This is a genomic window from Pseudomonas sp. IT-P2 (assembly GCF_949767575.1).
Taxonomy (GTDB): Bacteria; Pseudomonadota; Gammaproteobacteria; order Pseudomonadales; family Pseudomonadaceae; genus Aquipseudomonas; species Aquipseudomonas pharyngis.
On the sequence record NZ_CATKQA010000008.1, the window covers coordinates 52,337 to 73,907 of the forward strand.

Consider the following 21,571-nt stretch of genomic DNA (forward strand, 5'->3'; position numbering starts at 1 on the left):
CGAAAAACCGCAGCTCATTGATGCGGCACCGGCACCACCGCAATCTTGTACGGATCGAAGATCTTCAGCATCTGCCCGTTGTCGCGCAGGCCTTGCAGCAGCTTGCCGAACGCTTCGCCGGTAATCGGTGCCTCTGGCCTGAGAATCGCGTAGTGGTGGTAGATCTGGTCGATGCGCTGGGACACCAGCAACTCGTCGCGCACCTTTTCGTTGCGCAGCAGGTAATCGAACAGGTACGAGCGCGTGACCAACGCAATGTCCGCACGCCCGCGCAAGACCATCAGCAGGTTGCTGTCGTGGGAATAGGTCAGTGTGGCGCTGTAGGTTTCAGCGAGGTACTTGGGATCGGCGTTGAAGTTGGCGAATTCGTAGTGATAGCCGCTGTACAGCGCCAGCCGTTTGCCCTTGAGATCAGCGAAGTAATTCTGCTGGCGACCGGGCTTGTTCTGGGCGACGAAAATCTCTGCGTCCTCAAGCCCCATGTCGACGGTGATGTGGGGAATGTCTTTCCAGCCCCACTCAGGGTTTTCGAAGATCGCCATGTCAGTGCGGCTGTCCTTGAAATCGCCGAACCGGCGAGGAATCGAGGTGGGCACCAGTTCGAAGCGATAGTCGCTCTGAGCGCTGTTCAAAGCCGCGACCAACTCGGGCAGCAGGCCGGTGTCGGCGCCATTTTCCGGGCGAATGGTGTAGGGCGGAAAATGCGCCGCGCCCACCCGAACCACTTGCGCCGCCGGAGCAGGCAATACCCATAATGCAGCCAGCGCTGCGAGCATCAGCCCGGCGGCCGTCCGAATTGGCGAAGACTTCAAAACACCCCACTCCCCGAAAAAGTACCGATCATTGCATTCAAGCTAGGCGGTTTCGCCAAGTTAGCCAGTTTCCCGACCCGATAGAAAGCGCCTAGCGCTCTTCGAGCACCAGAATCAGCGCCTCTTCGGCCAGTTGATCCAGACTCAGACTGCCGCCGGCACGGAACCATGTGGTGGTCCAGGACAATGCGCCCGTGAGAAAACGTCGGGTAATGAACACGTCGCCACGGATGAACCCCGCCTCTTTGGCTTCGCCCAGCACTTGCAGCCAGAGGTCTTCGTAGATGTCGCGCAGCGCCAGCACTTTGGTCTGACCGTCTTCGGACAGCGAGCGCCACTCATACACCAGCACCGCCATCGCCTCGCCGCTGCCGCCCATGATCGACTGCAATTCGCAGCGGATCAGCGCCAGCACCCGCTCGCGCACATCGGCCGCGTCAGCCAGGGCCGCACGCATCAGCGCGGTGTTGTAGCGGATGGTTTCTTCCATCACCGCCCGCAGGATTTCATCCTTGCTCTTGAAGTGATGAAAGATGCTGCCGGACTGAATCCCCACGGCACCGGCCAGATCGCGCACGGTGGTGCGCTCGTAGCCTTTGTTGCGGAACAGGTGGGCCGCCACTTGCAGCAGTTTGCCGCGAGCGCTGTCCGGATCGGTCAGCTGCCCGGCATCGACCAGTTCACGCATGACCCTCAGGGCTTTTTGCTCGTCCACCCGTTCTCTCCTACAGTCGATCAGTCAAATGCGCCGCACGCCGCAGAAACGGCGGGGTTGCGCGGGCAATTTAAGCCGCCGGCGGTGACCAAGCAAGCGCTTGGGCAGAAGATAATTTCAGCTGTTTACAAACCAAGCGCTTGCTTGGTAGCCTCGATGCACTTCTGTCACAGGTTGCTGAGTCGGAGATCAAAATGCCCACCACGGTTCGCATCGGATGCGCCAGCGCATTCTGGGGAGACACCTCGACCGCCGCCGCGCAGCTCGTGGCCGCAGGACAGCTGGATTATCTGGTCTTCGACTACCTCGCCGAAATCACCATGTCGATCATGGCCGGCGCCCGCATGAAGGATCCGCAGGCCGGGTTCGCCGGCGATTTCATCGAAGTCCTCGCGCCCCTGCTGCCGCAACTGGCCGAACAGAACATTCGCGTTATCAGCAATGCCGGCGGGGTCAATCCAAAGGCCTGTGCCGCCGCGCTGCAAGCGGCCTGCGACAAGGCCGGCGTATCGTTGAAAATCGCCGTGCTGTCGGGCGATGACCTGCAACCCCACTTCAAACACCTCGCCTCCCAAGGCATTACGGAAATGTTCAGCGGCGCCCCGCTGCCGCCGATGTGCGTGTCGACCAACGCTTACCTCGGCGCGCCGGGCATTGTCGAAGCACTGCGCCTGGGCGCCGACATCGTCATCACCGGCCGGGTGGTCGACAGCGCAGTGGTCAGCGCCGCGCTGGTGCATGAATTCGACTGGTCGTGGCACGACTACGACAAACTCGCGCAAGCCGCCCTGGCCGGGCACATCATCGAATGTGGCGCGCAGTGCACCGGCGGTAATTTCACCGACTGGCGCGACGTCCCGGATTACAAACACATCGGTTTCCCGATCGTCGAGGTCAGCGCCGACGGTCAGTTCATCGTCAGCAAACCCGAAGGCTCCGGCGGGCTGGTCACGCCGCTGACCGTCGGCGAGCAGATGCTCTACGAAATCGGTGATCCGCAAGCTTATCTGCTACCCGATGTGGTCTGCGATTTCAGCCAGGTAAAACTCCAGCAACAAGGCAAGAACGCCGTCCGGGTCCACGGCGCCAAAGGCTTGCCACCCAGCGACCAATATAAGGTCAGCGCAACGTACCCGGACGGATTCCGTTGCACCGCCAGTTGCCTGATCGCCGGCATCGATGCCGTGGAGAAAGCCCGGCGCGTCAGCCAGGCGATCCTCGACAAGACCTCGGAAATGCTCGAACAGAAAGGCCTGGGACCGTACACCGAAACCGATGTCGAACTGCTCGGCAGCGAAGCCACCTACGGTCCTCACGGCCAGCGTCGGGACAGCCGCGAAGTGGTGATCAAACTCGCCGTGCGCCACCCGAACAAACAGGCTTTGATCCTGTTTTCCCGGGAAATCGCCCAGGCCGCCACCGGCATGGCTCCGGGCCTGACCGGCATCGTCGGCGGGCGGCCGACGGTGTATCCGCTGATCCGGCTGTTCTCGTTCCTGATCGACAAAAGCGCCTGCACCTTGCAGATCGACATCGCCGGCGAATCTCACCCGCTCGCCCTGCCCGTCCCCGCCGCCCTCGACAGTCAGGATCTGCCCCTGCCCCACGAAACGCCCAAACCCCAGGGCCGCGCCGACGCGAGTGTGCCATTGGTGAAACTGGCCGTGGCGCGCTCCGGCGACAAGGGCAATCACAGCAATATTGGCGTCATGCCGCGCCGTCCCGAATACCTTCCGTGGATCGCCGAAGCGCTGACCCCGGCGGTGGTCGTGGACTGGATGAGCCATGTCCTCGACCCGATTCACGGCCGGGTCGAACGCTGGTATCTGCCGGGCACCCACAGCCTCAACTTCCTGCTGGAAAACGCCCTTGGTGGTGGTGGCGTGGCGAGCCTGCGTATCGACCCGCAAGGCAAGGCCTTCGCCCAACAACTACTGGAAATCCAGATCCCGGTGCCGCAGAGCATCGCCGAACAGCTCGACTAGAGGATTGGCACCATGGCGTTCGAATCGATTTTCAGGGCTGATCTGTTCAGCGGTCAGACCGTCATCGTCACCGGCGGCGGCAGTGGCATCGGGCGTTGCACCGCCCATGAACTCGCGGCGCTCGGGGCCAACGTGGTGCTGGTCGGACGCAAGCCGGAAAAGCTGCAGACCGTCGCCGCCGAAATTGCCGAGGATGGCGGTCGCGCCCACTGGAAGGCCTGCGATATTCGTGACGAAGAAGCGGTGAAGACACTGGTCAGCGAACTGATCCGCGAACACGGCCCGATCCACGGGCTGGTCAACAATGCCGGCGGCCAGTACCCGTCGCCCCTGGCCTCGATCAATCAGAAAGGCTTCGAAACCGTACTGCGCACCAATCTGGTCGGCGGTTTCCTGATGGCCCGGGAAGTGTTCAACCAGTCGATGAGCAAACACGGCGGCAACATCGTCAACATGCTCGCCGACATGTGGGGCGGCATGCCCGGCATGGGCCACTCCGGCGCCGCGCGTTCGGGCATGGACAACTTCACCAAAACAGCGGCGTTCGAATGGGGTTATGCCGGCGTTCGAGTGAATGCGGTAGCCCCGGGGTGGATCGCTTCCAGCGGCATGGACACTTACGAAGGCGCGTTCAAAGCGGTGATCCCGACCTTGCGCGAACACGTGCCGCTCAAGCGCATCGGCACCGAATCGGAAGTCAGCGCGGCGATCGTGTTTCTGCTCAGCCCGGCTGCCGCGTTCATCAGCGGCAGCACCTTGCGCATCGACGGCGCGGCCAGTCTGGGCAGTCGTGCGTGGCCGTTGCACAAGGCGACCCACAGCGAATCCTTCAACGGTTTTCACCGGGCCTATATGCCGGACGTCTTGAAGGATCAGGAGTAAGCCATGCCGGTCATTCAATCTCAGCTCGACCCACACAGCGAAGCCTTCGCCCGCAACCGCGCAGCGATGCTCGCCGCCATCGAGCAAGTCCAGCAGCTCGAACAGAACCTGCTGAACAAGGCGGCCGAGGCCAAATCGAAATTCGACAAGCGCGGGCAACTGCTGCCCCGTGAACGTCTGAATCTGTTGCTCGACCCCGGCGCGCCGTTCCTCGAACTGGCGAGCCTGGCCGGCTACAAACTGCACGACGACAAGGACGGCAGCTCCGCCGGTGGCGGCTTGATCGCCGGCATCGGTTACGTGTCCGGTGTGCGCGCCTTGATCGTGGCGAATAACAGCGCAATCAAGGGCGGGACGATTTCCCCGTCGGGTCTGAAAAAATCCCTGCGCCTGCAACAGATCGCCCAGGAAAACAAACTGCCGGTCATAACCCTCGCCGAAAGCGGCGGCGCCAACCTCAACTACGCGGCGGAAATTTTCGTCGAAGGCGCACGCAGTTTTGCCAATCAGGCGCGGATGTCGGCCATGGGTTTGCCGCAGATCACCGTGGTGCACGGTTCGGCTACCGCTGGCGGCGCGTATCAGCCGGGGTTGTCGGATTACGTGGTGGTGGTGCGCGGCAAGGCCAAGCTGTTTCTCGCCGGTCCCCCATTGCTTAAAGCGGCGACCGGTGAAGTCGCCACCGACGAAGAACTGGGCGGCGCCGAGATGCACGCGCAAGTCGCCGGCACCGCCGAATACCTGGCCGAAAACGACGCCGACGGCGTGCGTCAGGTGCGGGAAATCGTCAGCCTGCTGAACTGGAACGAGCAACTGCCGTGGCTGCCCGAGCCGCCATTCAAGGAGCCGCTGTACCCCATCGACGAACTGCTCGGGCTGATCCCGGACGACCCGAAAAAACCCTACGACGTGCGCGAAATCATTGCGCGGATCGCCGATGAGTCGCGCTTCCTGGAGTTCAAGGGCGAGTTCGATCAGCAGACCGTCTGTGGCCACCTGAAGATTCAGGGTCGCGCCTGCGGCTTCATCGGCAACAACGGCCCGATCACGCCCAATGGTGCGAGCAAGGCGGCGCAGTTCATTCAACTGTGTGACCAGAGCCAGACGCCGCTGCTGTTTTTCCATAACACCACCGGGTTCATGGTCGGCACCGAATCGGAACAGCACGGCGTGATCAAGCACGGCTCGAAACTGATCCAGGCCGTGGCCAATGCGCGGGTGCCGAAACTGACGATCGTGGTCGGAGGTTCTTACGGCGCGGGCAACTACGCGATGTGTGGACGCGGGCTCGATCCGCGCTTCATCTTCGCCTGGCCCAACAGCCGCACGGCGGTGATGGGCGGCGCCCAGGCCGGCAAGGTGCTGCGCATCGTCACCGAAGCCAAACAGCTCAAGGACGGCCTGGTGCCCGACCCGAAAATGCTCGACATGCTGGAGCAGGTCACCGCGCAGAAACTCGACAGCCAGTCCACCGCCCTCTACGGCAGCGCCAACCTGTGGGACGACGGGCTGATCGATCCACGCGACACCCGCACCCTGCTCGGTTACCTGCTGGACATCTGCCACGAAGCCGACGTGCGCACGCTGCAACCCAACAGCTTCGGCGTCAGCCGGTTCTGACCGCCACGGATTAAAGGAGAACAATAAAAATGATCTTCACCCCGGAACACGAAGCTCTGCGCCGCACCGTCCGCCAGTTCGTCGAGCACGAGATCAACCCCCATGTCGATGAATGGGAAAAGGCCGGGCGCTTTCCGATCCACGAGATTTTCCGCAAGGCCGGCGACCTCGGTCTGCTGGGGATTTCCAAGCCGGAAAAATTCGGCGGCATGGGCCTGGATTACAGCTATTCGATCGTCGCCGCCGAAGAGTTCGGCACCATCCACTGCGGCGGCATTCCGATGTCGATCGGCGTGCAGACCGACATGTGCACCCCCGCCCTCGCCCGTTTCGGCTCCGATGAACTGCGCGAAGAATTCCTGCGTCCGGCGATCACCGGCGAGCAGGTCGGTTGCATCGGCGTCTCGGAAGTCGGCGCCGGCTCCGATGTCGCCGGGCTCAAGACCACCGCGCGCAAGGATGGCGACGACTATGTGATCAACGGCAGCAAAATGTGGATCACCAACTCGCCGAGCGCCGACTTCATCTGCCTGCTGGCCAACACATCGGACGACAAGCCGCATATCAACAAATCGCTGATCATGGTGCCGATGAACACGCCGGGCATCAGCCTCAGTTCGCATCTGGACAAGCTCGGCATGCGCAGCTCGGAAACCGCTCAGGTGTTTTTCGACAACGTGCGCGTGCCCCAGCGCAATCGCATCGGCCATGAAGGCGCCGGGTTCATGATGCAGATGCTGCAGTTCCAGGAGGAACGTCTGTTCGGCGCGGCCAACATGATCAAGGGCCTGGAATACTGCGTCGACAGCACCATCGAGTACTGCAAGGAACGCAAAACCTTCGGCAACGCGCTGATCGACAACCAGGTGATCCACTTCCGCCTCGCCGAATTGCAGACCGAAATCGAATGCCTGCGGGCGCTGGTCTATCAGGCCACCGAGCAATACGTCAAAGGCCAGGACGTCACCCGACTGGCCTCGATGGCCAAGCTCAAGGCCGGGCGCCTCGGCCGTGAAGTCAGCGACAGTTGCCTGCAATACTGGGGCGGCATGGGCTTCATGTGGGACAACCCGGTAGCCCGCGCCTACCGCGACGTGCGGCTGGTGTCGATTGGCGGCGGCGCCGATGAAATCATGCTGGGGATCATCTGCAAACTGATGGGCATCCTGCCGGGGAAAAAGAAATGAGCGCCCTGCCCGATTGCCAGACGCTGCTGCTGGAGCGGCACAACGGCGTGTTGCACATCACCCTCAATCGCCCGGACAGCCGCAACGCCATGAGCCTGCAAATGGTCGCCGAGTTACGCGCGGTGCTGGCCAACGTGCGCGATGACCGCAGTATTCGCGCGCTGGTGCTCAGCGGCGCCGGCGGGCATTTCTGCGCCGGCGGTGACATCAAGGACATGGCCAACGCCCGCGCTCAGGGCAGTGATGCCTATCGCGAATTGAACCGAGTCTTCGGATCGTTGCTGGAAGAAGCACAGCACGCACCGCAAGTGCTGATCACGGTGCTACAAGGCGCGGTGCTCGGGGGCGGCTTCGGCCTGGCCTGTGTCAGCGATATCGCCATCGCCGATCATCAAGCGCAATTCGGTTTGCCGGAAACCAGCCTCGGCCTGCTGCCGGCGCAGATCGCACCGTTTGTGGTGCAGCGCATCGGCCTGACCGAGACCCGACGCCTGGCCCTGACCGCCGCCCGCTTCGACGGCCATCAGGCCCGGCGTCTGGGGCTGGTGCATTTTGTCGAACAGGATCCACAGGCGCTCGCCGAGCGACTGGATGAAGTGCTCGACCACGTTTTGTGTTGCGCCCCCGAAGCGAACGCCATGACGAAAAAGCTGCTGCTGGCCAGCGCCGGCCAGCCGTCGAGTGAGTTGCTGGACGAAGCGGCGCAGTGGTTCAGCGCAGCGGTGACCGGCGCCGAAGGCATAGAAGGCACGATGGCGTTTGTGCAAAAACGCAAACCGAGGTGGGCCTCCTGAAAGCTTCGTCGGAACGCCGCCCGGAGCAAGCCCGCGATGAGGCCCTTCCATTCACCGCCAAAAACTCAGGAAAATTATCATGCCAGCCCTCCACAAAATCCTGATCGCCAACCGCGGTGAAATCGCCTGCCGCATCCAGCGCACCGCCCAGGCCCTCGGTTATCGCACGGTCGCCGTTTTCAGCGATGCCGACGCTGACGCACTGCATGTCCAAATGGCGGACGAGGCCGTGAACATCGGTCCGGCCCCCGTGCAACAGTCCTACCTGAACATCCCGGCCATTCTCGACGCCGCCCGGCGCAGCGGCGCCGACGCCATCCATCCGGGCTACGGTTTTCTCTCGGAAAATGCCGAATTCGCCCGCGCCTGCGAACAGGCCGGCCTGACCTTCATCGGCCCCAGCGTCGAAGCCATCGAACTGATGGGCAGCAAACGACAGTCGAAAATCGCCATGCTCGCCGCCGGTGTGCCATGTATCGCCGGCTATCAAGGCGCCGAGCAGGACGACGTGACGCTGACCCGCGAAGCCGAACGCATCGGTTACCCGTTGATGATCAAGGCCAGCGCCGGCGGTGGCGGGCGCGGCATGCGTCTGGTGCACAGCGTCGAGGAATTGCCGGCGCAATTGCGCACGGCGCGCTCCGAAGCATTGAACGGTTTCGGCAGTGATGAACTGATCCTCGAACAGGCGTTGATCGAGCCGCGACATGTCGAGGTGCAGCTGCTCGGCGACCATCACGGCAACCTGATCTACCTCGGCGAGCGCGACTGTTCGATACAGCGTCGCCACCAGAAAGTCATCGAAGAAGCGCCGTGCCCGGTGATGACCAAAGACCTGCGCCAGGCGATGGGCGAAGCGGCACTCAAGGCAGGGCGTGCGGTGAACTACGTGGGTGCCGGCACCGTGGAATTTCTCCTCGACGCCAGCGGCCAGTTCTATTTTCTGGAGATGAATACCCGGTTGCAGGTCGAGCACCCGGTGACGGAGTTGATTACCGGGCTGGATCTGGTCGCGTGGCAACTGGCAGTCGCCGAGGGGCAGCCTTTGCCACTGACCCAGGCGCAGGTGAAACTCGATGGCCACGCGATGGAAGTGCGCCTCTACGCCGAAGACCCGGCCCAGGGTTTTCTGCCGCAGACCGGGCGTGTCGAAGCCTGGGCGCCGGCACTGGATCGCGGCGCGCGGGTCGATCACGGCCTGATCGAAGGACAGTCGATTTCACCGTTCTACGACCCGATGCTCGGCAAACTGATCGCCCACGGCGCGACCCGTGAAGAGGCACGGCGCAAACTGTTGTGTGCGGTGCAGGACAGCGTGTTGCTTGGCGTGCAGAGCAATCAGCGCTTGCTCGCCAGCCTGTTGCAGCATCCGCAGTTCATCAGCGGTGAGTTTGGCACTGGCTTCATCCCTCAGCATTTCGCCGATCACGATTGCCTGCACGCCTATTCGCCCAGTGCCGAAGAGCTGGCCATCGCGGCGGTGATTTTTTACCAATCCGCCGCGCAACAACATCGCGCCCCGTTGTCCGGATGGCGCAACAACGCCGGCGCGCCGTTGCTCTATCGCATCGGCCTCGACGCCCGCGAATGGAACGTGCAACTGCGCGCCAGACCGGACAACACGTTTGAAGTGCAGGTCGCCGAACGTGTCATCAAACTCACGCTGGTCGAGCACACCGCCGTGGCCGTGACACTGGAAATCGATGGCCTGCGTCAGCGCCATGCCTGTCGCCTGCGCGACGACCAGCTCTGGCTGTTCACCCACCCCGGCAGCCTGCATCTGGTGGACCGAACTCAAGCGGTGATCGACAGTCAGACCAGCGTCAGTTCCGGCACATTGAAAGCGCCGATGGATGGCGCCATCATCGATGTGCTCGTCAGCGAAGGCAGCCCGGTCAGCAAGGGCCAACTGCTGGTGGTGCTGGAAGCGATGAAAATGGAGCACCCGCTCAAGGCCGGCATCGACGGCGTGCTCAAGCGGGTGCAGGTCAAGGTCGGCGATCAGGTAAAAAATCGTCAGGTTCTGTTGCAGGTCGAGTAGTCGCCGCGCGCATCCGCAAGGTTTGACTACGCTCTGAATAATCAGGACGCGGAAATCAGGAACCCTGCGATGCCCCATTGGCTGGTCATAGATCTGGAAGCCACCACCGATGAGGGTGGCTGGCCGGTTACGGAAATGGAGATCATCGAGATCGGCGCGACCCTGGTGGATCGCGCGGGTCGCGAGCAGGATCACTTTCAGCGCTTCGTCAAACCGACGCGGCGCCCCTTGTTGACGCCCTTTTGCCGCGAACTCACGCACATCACCCAGGCCAACATCGACGCGGCGCAGCCGTTGAGCGAAGTGTGGCCTGCGTTCGAGCGCTGGCTCGGTCAGCACCAGACGCGCCTTGAAGGCTGGGCCAGCTGGGGCGATTACGACCGCAAGCAGTTGCTTCAGGAATGGCAGCGCCTGCAACTCGACAGCGCCCTGAGCCGGGTGCCGCACATGAACCTCAAACAGCGCTTTGCCAAGGCCCGGCGCCTCGAACGGCCTCTGGGCCTCAATGGCGCGTTGCAACTGGCGGGGATGCAATTCAGCGGTCAACAACACCGGGCACTGGAGGATGCGCGCAATACCGCACGCCTGTTGCCACTGGTATTGCCACTCTAGACAGATGACGACGCCCGGAGCCTTGTGCATACTGGCCGCCCCTTTTTGACCCTTTTAAGCCCTTTTCGAGAGGAATCGCCCATGTTTAAAGTCAACGAGTACTTCGACGGCACCGTCAAGTCGATCGCTTTTGGCACCGCTGAAGGCCCTGCGACCATCGGCGTCATGGCCCCGGGCGAATACGAATTCGGCACCAGCCAGCGTGAAATCATGCACGTGGTTTCGGGCGCCTTGACCGTCAAACTGCCGGACAGCAGCGACTGGGAAACTTTCGCCGCGGGCAGCCAGTTCAATGTGCCAGCCAACAGCAAGTTCCAGCTGAAAGTGGCCGTCGACACCGCTTACCTGTGCGAATACCGCGGCTGAAACCCCGGTTTCCTGCGGTCATGAAAAATGCCCGTGTCCAAGGACACGGGCATTTTTCGTTTCAGGGCGGGTTATTCGAGGATTTCCACCGGCATGCCAACTTCGAGTCGACCGTTGCTGTCGTTGACCAGGTTCTGGCCGAACATCGCGCCGTCGGCCTGGGCACGGGTCTTCTGCAGGGTCGCCAGTGGTTCGCGGTCAGCGCTGCGCTCACCGGTCTGCGGATCGATCGTGGTGAGAATGCAGCGTGAGCAGGACTTGACCACGCGGAACTCGACATCGCCGATTCGAATCCGCTTCCAGCCATCCTCGGCGTAAGCATCACTGCCTTCGATCACCAGATTCGGCCGGAACCGCAGCATTTCCAGCGGACGCCCGACCGCCTGCGACAGGTGTTGCAGCGATGCCTCACCAATGAGCAGCAGTGGAAAGCCGTCGGCGAATGCCACTTGATCGTCGTCATTGCCGTACCCGGCCTGAGTCGTCCGGGCGCGATCCAGCGGCACTTGCACCAGGCGCGTCGGTTTGCCAATGAAATCGCTGACCCAACGGGCCGCCTCTTCACCGGCATCCGGCACACGCAGGGTGTCACGCCAAATGGTCACGCCACGCAGGTTGTCGTCGCTGCCGGGCAAGGCAACATCGATTGCCGAATGCCCCGGCGCGCTGAGCGTCAGGCCACCGCTGGCGTTCCACAGCGCCGAGAGCTGGCTCATTTTCGCTTCGGCACGCTGGGTCAAGAACCGCCCGCTGGCCTCGTCCACCAGCATCCAGCGTCGGTCACCCTCAAGCCCCAGTTTGTCCAGGCCGATCCCTTGCAGGACCTCGCCCTTGGCGGATTTCAACGGGTAACGATAAAGCGCGCTCAGACGCAGCATGGCCAGCTCCCTGGTGGGTCAAAAACGCCACCCTATACGAGCTTTGTCAGCGAATCAAAGGCTGACGCAGGGTCAGCCTCGACAGGTTGATCAGGCCGGCACTTCGTCGAGCATCAGACGCTGGCGCACCACATCGACCAGCTTGTCCGGCTGGAACTTGGAGAGGAAGTTGTCGCACCCGACCTTCTTCACCATCGAGTCGTTGAAACTGCCGGACAGCGAAGTGTGCAACACCACATAAAGGCCACGCAGGCGCGGGTCGTTACGGATTTCGGTGGTCAGGCGATAGCCGTCCATTTCCGGCATTTCCGCGTCGGTGAACACCATCAGCAGTTTGTCGGTCATGTTCACCCCGGTGTCCGCCCAGGCCTTGAGCATGTTCAGGGCTTTCAGGCCGTCGCTGGCGATGTGCATCTTCACGCCCAACTGGCCGAGGGTGTCGCGCAATTGCGAGAGCGCCACGTTGGAGTCGTCCACCAGCAATACTTCGCGGCCACGGGCGCGTTCCAGCACCGGATCGTCCAGTTTGTCGCGCGAAACCTTGGCGTTGTACGGCACGATTTCGGCGAGGACTTTCTCGACGTCGATGATCTCCACCAGTTGATCGTCGACCTTGCTGATGGCCGTCAGGTAATGCTGGCGACCGGCGCTGGTCGGCGGCGGCAGGATGGCTTCCCAGTTCATGTTGACGATGCGGTCCACGCCACCGACGAGGAACGCCTGCACCGAACGGTTGTACTCGGTGACGATGATCGTGCTGTTCGGGCCTGGCACCAGCGGGCGCATGCCGATCGCCTGGGACAGGTCGATCACCGGCAGCGTCTGGCCGCGCAGATTGACCACACCGCAGACAAACGGGTGACGCTGGGGCATCAGGGTCAGTTTCGGCAACTGCAGGACTTCCTGAACCTTGAACACGTTGATCGCGAACAATTGGCGTCCCGCCAGTCGAAACATGAGAATTTCCAGGCGATTCTCACCCACCAGTTGCGTGCGTTGGTCTACCGTGTCGAGAATGCCGGCCATCAATGACTCCTGGGCTTGTTCTGATGAATTCACTATTGGGGGTTATCGGCTGAATCTGGCGGATCTTGATCCCGTCAAAAATCGCCAACAAAATGCCATGAACAGGCATTGATGTCACATTAACATCATGCTTTACTGGCTCCGCAGAAATCATCTGCTACATTCTCTTCGGCGCGACCCTGATTTGCGCCACAGGTTCCCGTGCCTAAGGGAATCCCCTAGGAACAATCAGGCCTAACCTGATATTCGCGATATCCAATAGCCATTAATGTGACGCCATTCTCATTGCATGAACGGAGTCAGGCTATTGTGTGCGATCGCAGTTCAGTGGAAACACATCCTCTTGAATCCCCAGTTTTGTGCCAATGCACACCGGGGCGCGGTCTCGCGACGGTTCATGATCGTCGACACACACGGCATTCCCTCATCAGACATGACGTGGTGGAGATAAGCATGCCGAACGACCGTAGTGACTGGGCGCAGCGGTTCCCCGAATTCCTTGTCGAGGCTGAAACGCTCCTGGCCAAGTCTGAAGAATGCCTCAGCCATCTGCAGCTGATCAGCAATGACAAGGACGCCATCGACTGCATGCTCAGCACCCTCCTCAAGCTGGCGAACAAGACCGATGCCCTGGGGCTGGAGGCGGTATCCGAATTCTCCCTGCACCTGCATGGCTTGCTCACCCAGGTGCAGGGTCACGTGGATTTGCATGCACAGGCCCTGGAAGCACTGAAGGATTGCTTCACCCTGATGGCCTGGCAACTGGAGCTGGTTGATCCAAGTACCGGGCAATTGGGTCTGGATGAAAGCGAGCAGGTGTCGCTCATAGAAGCCTTTGCGTGCCAGGTCGGCCAGACACACTTTCAATTGCCGCACAACGGCAAGTCCCTGACCCTCGTAGCCTGGTCGGAACGGCAAGCGTAATCGGGCACACCTTGGGCCGCTTGAGCCGGTCAGCTTTCGCAGTCGAATGTCGCAAATGAATAGTTCATGCCTGCCTGCGACCCTCCCGATAAATAATTACACTCGCTGAATGCAGACTACCCTCTGCTGATATCAGGGTTTTCCTGTGTAAAAGAAAACTTGCGACCGCATCGATAATTATCGGGTCAGGTATTTCAACTTTCCATTATGGAACCTTCGTCCAACATGGCCTGTTTCCTGACTCTTTGGACATATAGGGCAAACGCGACCAACGGTATGTTAAGTGGTATTATGCCGGCCGTTAGTTGTTTCAATTAATGGCATTGTGACTTCAATGATCGGTCTCCACCGAAGTTGGCGCTCAATTATTGATCACTGAACCATTTTGAAATCAACAACCTGAATGAACGTTTTCCAGACAGAGACCGCCAGTCCTTCTGACCGGTCTGCCCGCAGCGAACATCCATTGGCTCCATCCGCTATGTACGCCAGTCTCAAGTCAATCACCACATGGCCTCCCTCCCGAGAAAATGCCCGCAGGATTACCCTCCTGCTGTGTACAGGCTCGGCTCTGGGCAGTGTGTTGACCTATGGATTGTCCGCGCAGCTGTCGCTCGGCCTGTTGTTGATCAACGTGGCGGCTGCAGGCTGCGTCTGGACACAACATCGCCTGTCGCGCAAATCCATCAAGTTCCAGCCTCAGGAACTGGCCGACCGTTTGCTGGAAGTCCAGGAAAACGAACGCCATCGCCTGAGTCGCGAACTGCATGACGATATCGGCCAGTTGTTGACCGCCGCCAAACTGCAAAGCGAATGGCTCAAGCGCCGCTTGCCCGCGGATATGCAGGAACACTGTTCGGTACTTTGCGAGACGCTGGAAGAAACCCTCAACAAGGTGCGCGACGTTTCGGCCATTCTCAACCCGCGGCAATTGACCAGCCTTGGTCTGGAAGCGAGCCTGCGTGCACACCTGCTCAAGGTATTGGCCAATACTTCGGTGCACTGGAGCCTGGACTGCCAGCAGCGCCTGAATGGAATCCCCGAAGAGATGGCCGTCGCAGCGTTTCGCATCACTCAGGAAGCGGTGACCAACATTCTTCGCCATGCGCAGGCCAAAAACCTGTTGATCCGCGTGCAACGTCTGCCACAGGGCCTGACCCTGCTGATCAGCGATGATGGCCTGGGTTTTTCCCCGGCGGCGAACCCTGGTCGCGAAGGACAGCGCGGCATGGCCGGGATGGCAGAACGCATCGAGCAACTGGGCGGTACACTCAGTGTGACCAGCGAGCCCGGCAAAGGTACTCAAATCGAAGCACTATTCCCCTGGGCGCCCCGGGCACTCGAGCGGGCCAGTACGAATAAGGTTATGCGTTGACTTGTAACTTACTTCTGGTGGATGACCACTCGCTGATCAGGGCCGGCGTGCGTGCCCTGGTGCTGGATATTCCCGGCTATGCAGTCATCGGCGAGGCCAATGATGGCTCGCAGCTGCTCGAGATGGTCGAGCTGCTGTCCCCCGATATCGTATTGCTGGACATTTCCATGAAAGAAACCGGCGGGCTGGAAGCCCTGCAGCGACTCAGAAGAGTACGCCCACAGAGCAAAGTGCTGATTCTGTCGATGCACACCGACCCCGCGCTGATCATGCAGGCACTGGAGTCCGGTGCTCACGGTTACCTGCTCAAGGACACCACGGCCACCGAGCTCGAACATGCACTCGAAGCCCTGCGCAACAACGAGCGCTACTTGAGCCCTGCCATCGCCCATACCGTGATCAATCAGGCACTGACCCGCAACCTGAAACAACAGCCGGAAGTCGCCGAGTCGCACAACCTGACCGCACGCCAGCTGGAAATCCTGCGCCTGATCGTGCGTGGCAAATCCACGCGAGAAATCGCCAACGGCCTGGGCTTGAGCATCAAGACGGTCGAAACCCACCGCTCGCAGATCATGAAACGCCTGCAGATCTACGATGTGGCGGGCCTGGTGCTGTTTGCCGTGCGAGAACAGATCATTAGTCTGGACGATTGAGCCTGGGAGTGACGCTCAGCAGCGGTGAGTCCTTCGGCAGATGCACACGCAACGCCCCGGGGCGCGCCGCAAACCGTAAACTTTCGCCCTCCAGGGGCTCGCCGTCGAGATTGATGTAAAGCCCTTCGGCGACCTTGATTTCAACCCATGGCAAACGGGCGCGCACAAACATGTTGTCAATGCCGAAGCCGTCGCTGAGCAGATTTTTCAGTGTGCCAACCAACTCCTGCGGCGCCGGCAGGATGCTGATATCCAAAAGACCATCGTCCACCAGCGCTTCGGGGCACAACACGTGTCCGCCGCCGGCCTGACGGCCATTGCCGATCCCGAGGGCCAGCAACTCGCCTTGCCAATGGAAATCCGGCCCCTGCAACTCACCGTACGCGGCATGCAGTTCACTGAACCGCGTCAAACCGGTGAACAAATAAGCTGCGCCACCCAATACCTTTTTCAGATCTTCCGACGTGTTGGCCGTTACCTGGCTGCCGAATCCTCCGGTCGCCATGTTCAGGAAGATCTGCCCACCGACTTCACCCAGATCGATGTCGTGGGCGGGCGCTTCAAGCAACTCAAGCGCCTCGGTCGGCTCCAACGGGATACTCGCCGCGTGGGAAAAGTCGTTGGCAGTTCCCAGCGGTAAAAGCACCAGACTGGCTTTGCCCGGATGCGCCGCCAGCGCTTCGGCGATATCACGCAGGGTGCCATCCCCACCGCCGGCGATGATCTGGCGGTATCCCGCCGCCAGCGCCTCCTCCACCAACCGCTGCGCATCGCCGGCCTCCCAGGTCAGACGTACAGCCAGCTCCCAGCCTTGCTCTCGCTTGTTCTCGACAGCGGCACGAACCGCCTCGTTGAGCGCCTGCTTGCCATGCAGAATCAACAATGCCTTGCGTTCACTCATTGCGGTTACTCCCGGAATTAAATCGGTACGGAACATCTTGACCCTCAAGAGGGATAAAAAAGTCGCACTCTTTCTGATTAATTCCTGAAGCTCGCCCTCCTTGTCCTACATACCGGTACTTTTTCGTACAGAACGTAAGGAATCGGCTCAATTGACCCAGCCCGGCCATTGGTACAACGTGTGTCGGCGTTAGCGATCTTCAATTCAATTACACAAGGATGTGCATGTAATGAGTGGAAACAGTTTCAGGACTTTCGATATTTTGCATTTCGGCATTTGCCAAGAGAGCCCCACGGCAGCAGGTGGACGTTTCCATGCAAAGCCGTGAAGCAGGACTAGCCGTGAGTCCGGTTGCCTCTCTCTCCGAAAGTCGCGCCAGCCTCAAAGACGAATTCAAATGCAGCGCCAGAAATACCGGAGAAAACAATATGGAACCTCGTGTCACCGAGCTGGAAACTCACCTCAAGTACATTCGACGCGACATGGACGAAGTCAGAGGAGACGTCAAAGCCATCAAGCACCGCCTTGCCTACTCGGCAGGTGCGACAGCGATGGTGCTCGGACTGGTGGGCTGGATCGCCAATAGCCGGTTCGACCAGCTCGTTGCACTGATCAGTCGTTGACTGGCAGAAAGGCAGGCATCGTGTAACCACTGTGCCTGCCTTTCAAATACCTGCGATCAACCGAGAAGCTCGCTGAGTGGAATGAATGGCACCTGGTCTCCTACGGCCAGGACTCGGCCCTCCCGTACCTCCACCAGCCCCTCGGCCCAGGCAGCGCTGCGCAGAACGCCCGAACTCTGGTTACGGTAGATAATCGCTTGCCCCTGCTCCAGGCGCCCTCGCAGAAATTCACGGCGGTTTCCGGCATGAGGCCAGACAAATCCTGCGGGCACCGAAACTTTCAGCGGCTCGACATCCTGCACGCCCTGGCGACGTAACAGATAAGGTCGGGCCAACAAGGCGAAAGTCACCAGTGTCGAGGCAGGATTACCCGGCAACCCAATCACCGGAACACCGCGAAAATGCCCGACCGTCAATGGCTTGCCGGGTTTGATTGCCAGCTTCCAGAGTGTCAGTTCGCCCTCCTCCCTCAATGCGATTCCGAGGAAATCCGCCTCTCCGACCGATACGCCACCGGTCGACAGAATCAGGTCTACATCCTGCAGTTCCCCAAGTCGCGCGCGGGTAGTGGCCAGATCATCAGGCAGAATGCCGGCATCAACCACTTCATATCCCAGGCGCTGCAACCAGCTGCACAAAAGCACCCGGTTGCTGTTGTAGATCTGTCCCGGCCCCAACGTCGTGCCCGGCTCGACCAACTCGTCTCCGGTGGACAAAACCGCCACACGAACCTGGCGAACGACCTCAAGCCCTGCACAACCCAGCGAGGCAGCCAGCCCCAGCTCGATCGGACCGAGCCGAGTTCCTGCAGACAAGACCAGTTCACCGACGGTCGTTTCCTGGCCTTGCGGGCGAATGTTCTGCCCGGCCACCATCGTCTCGATGAAACTCACGCGCTCATCGGCATGAATCTCGACGTTTTCCTGCATTTCGACACAGTCGGCCCCCGCAGGCACCGGCGCGCCGGTAAAGATCCGGGCACAGGTGCCTGGTTTCAAAGGTTCCGGTGCCTGTCCAGCGAAGATCTTCTGACTGACTGGCAACGGCTCACCGGTCCAGTCGGCCAGACTCAAGGCATAACCGTCCATGGCGCTGTTCGGCCAAGGTGGCAGATCCAGCGTCGAAATCAGATCCTTCGCCAGCACTCGCCCCTGAACCTGCGCCAGTGGCAAAAACTCGTACTCGACAATCCGCGAGCTCTCGGCCATTTCCAGCAATCGCGTCAATGCCTCTTCAACAGGCATGAGGCTGCCGGTCTTGCCCGGCTTACCCACGGGATTCACAAGGCGCTGCCTTTTTCAAATGAGTAACGAAATTGCATGGGCGGTGACGTGAGTCCAGTTGCTCGGCGAGGATGCCATCCCAACCGGTGCGCACAGCATTGGTCGAACCAGGCAGGCAGCAGACCAGCGTGCCGTTGGCCAGTCCCGCCAAAGCCCGAGATTGCACGGTGGAAGTGCCGATGTCGGCAACCGATATCTGACGAAAAAGCTCACCAAAACCATCGACCTGCTTGTCCAGCAGGCAAGCAACCGCTTCCGGGGTGCTGTCACGGCCGGTAAAACCGGTGCCGCCGGTAATCAGCACCACTTGCACGACGTCTTCGGCAATCCAGTGGGCAACTTGCGCACGGATCTTGTACAGGTCATCTTTGAGCAGCACGCGCTGCGCCAGATGGTGGCCGGCGGCCGTCAGACGGTCGACGAAGACCTGGCCGGAGGTATCGGTTTCCAGGGTTCGGGTGTCGCTGACCGTCAGCACTGCGATATTGAGCGGTGCGAAAGGTACATCAGCCTTGGCTTTCATAGGCTCGTCCAGTTGTAGGAGAAACAGCCCGGTGTTATATCACAGCGCCCCCTTTTTTCGCCGCCCCTGCGGAGAGTTGCCATGACCTCGAACACGCCATTACCACCTTGCTCCATTCTGTTACTGGCAGGTGGGCGCGGCCAGCGCATGGGCGGCAAGGACAAGGGGCTCGTGGAATGGCACGGTGAACCGTTGATCGCGCATCTTCATCGTAAAGTTCGGTCGTTGACCGATGATCTGATCATCTCCTGCAACCGCAATCGTGAACGCTATGCGCCATTTGCCGACCAGTTGGTATGCGATGACGAGGGAGATTTCCCCGGTCCGTTGGCCGGCATTCGCGCCGGCTTGAAAGCCGCGCGCCACACCCACCTGCTGGTACTGCCCTGCGATGTCCCGCGCATCGATCTTGCGTTGCTGCAGAGCATGCGCGAGGCGGCCAGTCTGAATTCTGAAAAACCTTTAATGTTGCGACATGACGATCACTGGGAACCGCTGCTTTGTGTAATCCCCGTGGCACTCCTGCCCGCCTTCGAAAACGCCTGGAGCGCCGGAGAACGCAGCCCTGGCCGGCTAATGCGCACGCTTGATGCCCAAGCCCTGGTTTGCCCTGACAACGACCCACGCCTGGCCAATCTCAACACCCCTGAACTGTTGAGTTCGCACAACACTGTGTCAGACTGACAGCATTCAAGGAACTTGCACGCCTTGTATACGTCTCAAGCTCAGTAACCAAAAGAATTTCCCTTCGGAGACACACTCATGACTCAACGGACCCTCGCCACTTTCATGCTCGCACTGGGCCTCGCCACCCTCGCCGGTTGCGCTTCGCCAACAGTGATCACCTTGAATGACGGTCGCGAAATCCAGGCTGTCGACGCCCCCAAGTATGATGAAGATTCGGGCTTCTACGAGTTCGAACAACTGGACGGCAAGCACACCCGCATCAACAAGGATCAGGTTCGTACTGTCAAAGAGCTTTAATTCTTCAGTTCGGCACCCGATACAGAAAGCCCGCAATATGCGGGCTTTTTCGTGTCTGACCGAAAACAATCGATAGCGGGATCACCAGTCCAGCGTGATGCGGCTCTCGAACTCGCGGGGCTGCCCCGTAACCGGATCGATGAATCGCAGGCCTTGCGCCAGAAGTTTCAGCGGATTGGCGTAGTCATCCTCAACGTCTTTGAGCACGTCGGGATAAAACGGATCATTGCAGATGCTCGCCCCCAGCGCCGTCATGTGTACCCGCAGTTGATGCTTCTTGCCGGTCACCGGATACAGGCCGTAGCGCCAGAGATCACCATTCCTTTCACGCACCTCCACCGCCGTTTCGGTGTTACTTGCACCCGCCCCCTCCTTCATGCGGAAGAAAGGTTCGCCATCGACGAGACGACTTTTATGTACCAACGGAAAGTCCAGCCCAGGTAACGCAGCCGCAATGGCTTCATAGCGTTTTTCAATCTGCCGCGTCGGGAACAGCGACTGATACGCCGACCGCGTCTGTGGGTTGGCCGAGAAAATCACAAGCCCGGCCGTGTGCCGGTCAATCCGATGCAGCGGCACCAGATGGGGATTGTTCAGGCGCCGGATCAATCGGCGAAGCAACGTCTGCTCGACGTACTCGCCTGCCGGGGTCACCGGAAGGAAATGCGGCTTGTCCGCCACCACCAGATGGTCGTCCGCATACAGGATCGACTCGACCACCGGGATCGGCTTTTCATCCGGTACTTCACGAAAGTAGTGAATGCGCAGCCCTTCCTTGTAGGGCAAGTCCAGCGCAATCGGCTGACCCTCGCCATCGAGCACCCGGCCCCGGGCGATTCGGTCGAGCCATTGATCGCGCCCAATGGCACTGAAATGCTCACACAGGCAGTCGAACACTGTCCGCCAGCTACCGGGGGGTAGATACAGCGTGCTGGCCTGATTCTGTGCGGCGGAAAATGTGGGTGTGCTGGACATACGGAAAACTCGAACCTTCAAAGCAGAGCGGCATTATCCAACACCCGGCGCAGCAGACCTAGCGCGGAATCAGGCGGGGATCGATTTGAGCGCCGCCGCCTCGGTGAATTCCTTGAGCCAGCGCAGAACATCGACGGCCTCCCAGCGGCCTGGGTCGTACAAGGCGTACAACAATCCCTGATAACCGACCACATCCAGTTGCTTGTGATAACCGGCGCGCTGAAACAAGGCCTCGATCTCGGCAAAGCACGTATTGAAATGCAGCTTGTTGAAGGGAGTCTTGCCTCCCGTGACCAGACCGTCCAGGCGCAATTCGTGGACGGCCTCGCGCACCACGTCAACCGACATCCCGTTCACGCTGCTTTTCAACTGTTCGACATTGACCACGGTGACTCCCTCTGACATCCGG

Annotated in this window: 22 protein-coding genes and 2 pseudogenes; 15 read left to right on the forward strand and 9 right to left on the reverse strand. The window is 60.5% G+C overall.

Translation table 11 applies throughout. The features are described 5' to 3' along the window. Window positions 1-14: 14 nt before the first annotated feature. Both ACM6JM_RS05650 and ACM6JM_RS05655 read right to left on the reverse strand, forming a co-directional pair. Window positions 15-812, reverse strand: a complete 798-nt coding sequence (locus ACM6JM_RS05650; protein ID WP_085647588.1) for a substrate-binding periplasmic protein — start codon at window positions 810-812, stop codon at window positions 15-17. A 91-nt stretch (window positions 813-903) separates the two neighbouring features. After that, window positions 904-1,527: a TetR/AcrR family transcriptional regulator gene (locus tag ACM6JM_RS05655; RefSeq protein WP_039770393.1), complete on the reverse strand. Its 624-nt coding sequence runs from the start codon at window positions 1,525-1,527 to the stop codon at window positions 904-906. A gap of 194 nt (window positions 1,528-1,721) precedes the next feature. Here ACM6JM_RS05655 and ACM6JM_RS05660 point away from each other — a divergent pair, with 194 nt between their 5' ends. The 9 genes and pseudogenes from ACM6JM_RS05660 to ACM6JM_RS05700 all read left to right on the forward strand — a co-directional run bounded on the left by ACM6JM_RS05660 (window position 1,722) and on the right by ACM6JM_RS05700 (window position 11,014). Next, entirely contained in the window at window positions 1,722-3,512 is a 1,791-nt protein-coding gene (locus ACM6JM_RS05660) for an acyclic terpene utilization AtuA family protein (protein ID WP_414881437.1), read from the forward strand. Window positions 3,513-3,524: 12 nt separating this feature from the next. After that, complete coding sequence (locus tag ACM6JM_RS05665; protein WP_414881438.1) at window positions 3,525-4,394, forward strand: SDR family oxidoreductase; 870 nt, start codon at window positions 3,525-3,527, stop codon at window positions 4,392-4,394. A 3-nt stretch (window positions 4,395-4,397) separates the two neighbouring features. Then, window positions 4,398-6,014 carry a geranyl-CoA carboxylase subunit beta gene (gene atuC / locus ACM6JM_RS05670; RefSeq protein WP_414881439.1) on the forward strand — a complete coding sequence of 539 codons (1,617 nt, stop codon included), beginning with the start codon at window positions 4,398-4,400 and terminating at the stop codon, window positions 6,012-6,014. A 29-nt stretch (window positions 6,015-6,043) separates the two neighbouring features. Further along, a complete protein-coding gene (gene atuD / locus ACM6JM_RS05675) occupies window positions 6,044-7,201 on the forward strand; it encodes a citronellyl-CoA dehydrogenase (protein ID WP_007908685.1) in 1,158 nt (385 codons plus the stop codon). Further along, window positions 7,198-7,995 carry an enoyl-CoA hydratase/isomerase family protein gene (locus ACM6JM_RS05680; RefSeq protein ID WP_414881440.1) on the forward strand — a complete coding sequence of 266 codons (798 nt, stop codon included), beginning with the start codon at window positions 7,198-7,200 and terminating at the stop codon, window positions 7,993-7,995. The genes atuD and ACM6JM_RS05680 overlap by 4 nt, the downstream gene beginning before the upstream one ends. Window positions 7,996-8,074: 79 nt before the next feature. Further along, a pseudogene (locus ACM6JM_RS05685) lies at window positions 8,075-9,557 on the forward strand (acetyl/propionyl/methylcrotonyl-CoA carboxylase subunit alpha); the annotation flags it as partial. 128 nt (window positions 9,558-9,685) lie between these two features. After that, window positions 9,686-10,036, forward strand: a pseudogene (locus tag ACM6JM_RS05690) (acetyl-CoA carboxylase biotin carboxyl carrier protein subunit); the annotation flags it as partial. A 69-nt stretch (window positions 10,037-10,105) separates the two neighbouring features. Further along, a complete protein-coding gene (locus tag ACM6JM_RS05695) occupies window positions 10,106-10,648 on the forward strand; it encodes an exonuclease domain-containing protein (RefSeq protein WP_039770400.1) in 543 nt (180 codons plus the stop codon). Window positions 10,649-10,729: 81 nt separating this feature from the next. Next, the gene (locus ACM6JM_RS05700) at window positions 10,730-11,014 is read left to right on the forward strand and encodes a pyrimidine/purine nucleoside phosphorylase (protein ID WP_007940055.1); all 285 of its coding nucleotides are present in this window, start codon (window positions 10,730-10,732) and stop codon (window positions 11,012-11,014) included. A gap of 71 nt (window positions 11,015-11,085) precedes the next feature. Here the strand turns inward: ACM6JM_RS05700 and ACM6JM_RS05705 are convergent, their stop codons facing one another. Together ACM6JM_RS05705 and ACM6JM_RS05710 are read right to left on the reverse strand one after the other, a co-directional pair. Continuing rightward, window positions 11,086-11,892: an MOSC domain-containing protein gene (locus ACM6JM_RS05705; RefSeq protein WP_074687955.1), complete on the reverse strand. Its 807-nt coding sequence runs from the start codon at window positions 11,890-11,892 to the stop codon at window positions 11,086-11,088. 90 nt (window positions 11,893-11,982) lie between these two features. Beyond that, complete coding sequence (locus ACM6JM_RS05710) at window positions 11,983-12,918, reverse strand: chemotaxis protein CheV (protein ID WP_003226705.1); 936 nt, start codon at window positions 12,916-12,918, stop codon at window positions 11,983-11,985. Window positions 12,919-13,371: 453 nt separating this feature from the next. Between ACM6JM_RS05710 and ACM6JM_RS05715 the strand changes: the two genes are divergently transcribed. The 3 genes from ACM6JM_RS05715 (at window position 13,372) to ACM6JM_RS05725 (ending at window position 15,873) form a co-directional block, all read left to right on the forward strand. Further along, a complete protein-coding gene (locus ACM6JM_RS05715) occupies window positions 13,372-13,842 on the forward strand; it encodes a hypothetical protein (protein ID WP_414881441.1) in 471 nt (156 codons plus the stop codon). Between the two features lie 481 nt (window positions 13,843-14,323). Beyond that, window positions 14,324-15,217: a sensor histidine kinase gene (locus tag ACM6JM_RS05720; RefSeq protein WP_039770407.1), complete on the forward strand. Its 894-nt coding sequence runs from the start codon at window positions 14,324-14,326 to the stop codon at window positions 15,215-15,217. Continuing rightward, window positions 15,214-15,873, forward strand: coding sequence for a response regulator transcription factor (locus ACM6JM_RS05725; protein WP_039770409.1), 660 nt, complete (start codon window positions 15,214-15,216; stop codon window positions 15,871-15,873). Before ACM6JM_RS05720 ends, ACM6JM_RS05725 begins: the two co-directional genes overlap by 4 nt. On the opposite strand, the gene yegS is transcribed toward ACM6JM_RS05725, so the two are convergent. Beyond that, complete coding sequence (gene yegS, locus ACM6JM_RS05730) at window positions 15,857-16,774, reverse strand: lipid kinase YegS (protein ID WP_414881442.1); 918 nt, start codon at window positions 16,772-16,774, stop codon at window positions 15,857-15,859. The genes ACM6JM_RS05725 and yegS overlap by 17 nt on opposite strands. A 314-nt stretch (window positions 16,775-17,088) precedes the next feature. On the opposite strand from yegS, the gene ACM6JM_RS05735 reads away from it, so the two are divergent. Then, window positions 17,089-17,397: a hypothetical protein gene (locus tag ACM6JM_RS05735; protein WP_170844867.1), complete on the forward strand. Its 309-nt coding sequence runs from the start codon at window positions 17,089-17,091 to the stop codon at window positions 17,395-17,397. A 56-nt stretch (window positions 17,398-17,453) separates the two neighbouring features. On the opposite strand, the gene glp is transcribed toward ACM6JM_RS05735, so the two are convergent. Continuing rightward, window positions 17,454-18,680, reverse strand: a complete 1,227-nt coding sequence (glp, locus tag ACM6JM_RS05740; protein ID WP_414881443.1) for a gephyrin-like molybdotransferase Glp — start codon at window positions 18,678-18,680, stop codon at window positions 17,454-17,456. Then, window positions 18,664-19,203, reverse strand: a complete 540-nt coding sequence (gene moaB, locus ACM6JM_RS05745; protein WP_064598275.1) for a molybdenum cofactor biosynthesis protein B — start codon at window positions 19,201-19,203, stop codon at window positions 18,664-18,666. Before moaB ends, glp begins: the two co-directional genes overlap by 17 nt. Window positions 19,204-19,284: 81 nt before the next feature. Here moaB and mobA point away from each other — a divergent pair, with 81 nt between their 5' ends. After that, complete coding sequence (mobA, locus tag ACM6JM_RS05750) at window positions 19,285-19,887, forward strand: molybdenum cofactor guanylyltransferase MobA (protein ID WP_414881444.1); 603 nt, start codon at window positions 19,285-19,287, stop codon at window positions 19,885-19,887. Between the two features lie 78 nt (window positions 19,888-19,965). Further along, window positions 19,966-20,187 carry a YgdI/YgdR family lipoprotein gene (locus ACM6JM_RS05755; protein ID WP_039770418.1) on the forward strand — a complete coding sequence of 74 codons (222 nt, stop codon included), beginning with the start codon at window positions 19,966-19,968 and terminating at the stop codon, window positions 20,185-20,187. A gap of 81 nt (window positions 20,188-20,268) precedes the next feature. Here ACM6JM_RS05755 and ACM6JM_RS05760 read toward each other — a convergent pair whose 3' ends face one another. Together ACM6JM_RS05760 and ACM6JM_RS05765 are read right to left on the reverse strand one after the other, a co-directional pair. Continuing rightward, window positions 20,269-21,162, reverse strand: a complete 894-nt coding sequence (locus ACM6JM_RS05760; protein WP_074687961.1) for a pseudouridine synthase — start codon at window positions 21,160-21,162, stop codon at window positions 20,269-20,271. 69 nt (window positions 21,163-21,231) lie between these two features. Then, on the reverse strand, window positions 21,232-21,549 hold the full coding sequence (locus ACM6JM_RS05765; protein WP_039770421.1) for a transcriptional regulator: 318 nt from the start codon (window positions 21,547-21,549) through the stop codon (window positions 21,232-21,234). Window positions 21,550-21,571 lie beyond the last annotated feature (22 nt).

Excerpts from the sequence above, each read along its gene's own strand:
- ACM6JM_RS05715 (WP_414881441.1), top strand. The coding sequence starts at position 13,372 with ATGCCGAACGACCGTAGTGACTGGGCGCAGCGGTTCCCCGAATTCCTT.
- ACM6JM_RS05695 (WP_039770400.1), top strand. The coding sequence starts at position 10,106 with ATGCCCCATTGGCTGGTCATAGATCTGGAAGCCACCACCGATGAGGGT.
- ACM6JM_RS05705 (WP_074687955.1), bottom strand. The coding sequence starts at position 11,892 with ATGCTGCGTCTGAGCGCGCTTTATCGTTACCCGTTGAAATCCGCCAAG.
- ACM6JM_RS05680 (WP_414881440.1), top strand. The coding sequence starts at position 7,198 with ATGAGCGCCCTGCCCGATTGCCAGACGCTGCTGCTGGAGCGGCACAAC.
- ACM6JM_RS05735 (WP_170844867.1), top strand. The coding sequence starts at position 17,089 with ATGCAAAGCCGTGAAGCAGGACTAGCCGTGAGTCCGGTTGCCTCTCTC.
- ACM6JM_RS05760 (WP_074687961.1), bottom strand. The coding sequence starts at position 21,162 with ATGTCCAGCACACCCACATTTTCCGCCGCACAGAATCAGGCCAGCACG.
- ACM6JM_RS05665 (WP_414881438.1), top strand. The coding sequence starts at position 3,525 with ATGGCGTTCGAATCGATTTTCAGGGCTGATCTGTTCAGCGGTCAGACC.
- ACM6JM_RS05700 (WP_007940055.1), top strand. The coding sequence starts at position 10,730 with ATGTTTAAAGTCAACGAGTACTTCGACGGCACCGTCAAGTCGATCGCT.
- moaB (WP_064598275.1), bottom strand. The coding sequence starts at position 19,203 with ATGAAAGCCAAGGCTGATGTACCTTTCGCACCGCTCAATATCGCAGTG.
- ACM6JM_RS05755 (WP_039770418.1), top strand. The coding sequence starts at position 19,966 with ATGACTCAACGGACCCTCGCCACTTTCATGCTCGCACTGGGCCTCGCC.
- yegS (WP_414881442.1), bottom strand. The coding sequence starts at position 16,774 with ATGAGTGAACGCAAGGCATTGTTGATTCTGCATGGCAAGCAGGCGCTC.
- atuC (WP_414881439.1), top strand. The coding sequence starts at position 4,398 with ATGCCGGTCATTCAATCTCAGCTCGACCCACACAGCGAAGCCTTCGCC.
- atuD (WP_007908685.1), top strand. The coding sequence starts at position 6,044 with ATGATCTTCACCCCGGAACACGAAGCTCTGCGCCGCACCGTCCGCCAG.
- ACM6JM_RS05720 (WP_039770407.1), top strand. The coding sequence starts at position 14,324 with ATGTACGCCAGTCTCAAGTCAATCACCACATGGCCTCCCTCCCGAGAA.
- ACM6JM_RS05710 (WP_003226705.1), bottom strand. The coding sequence starts at position 12,918 with ATGGCCGGCATTCTCGACACGGTAGACCAACGCACGCAACTGGTGGGT.
- mobA (WP_414881444.1), top strand. The coding sequence starts at position 19,285 with ATGACCTCGAACACGCCATTACCACCTTGCTCCATTCTGTTACTGGCA.
- ACM6JM_RS05660 (WP_414881437.1), top strand. The coding sequence starts at position 1,722 with ATGCCCACCACGGTTCGCATCGGATGCGCCAGCGCATTCTGGGGAGAC.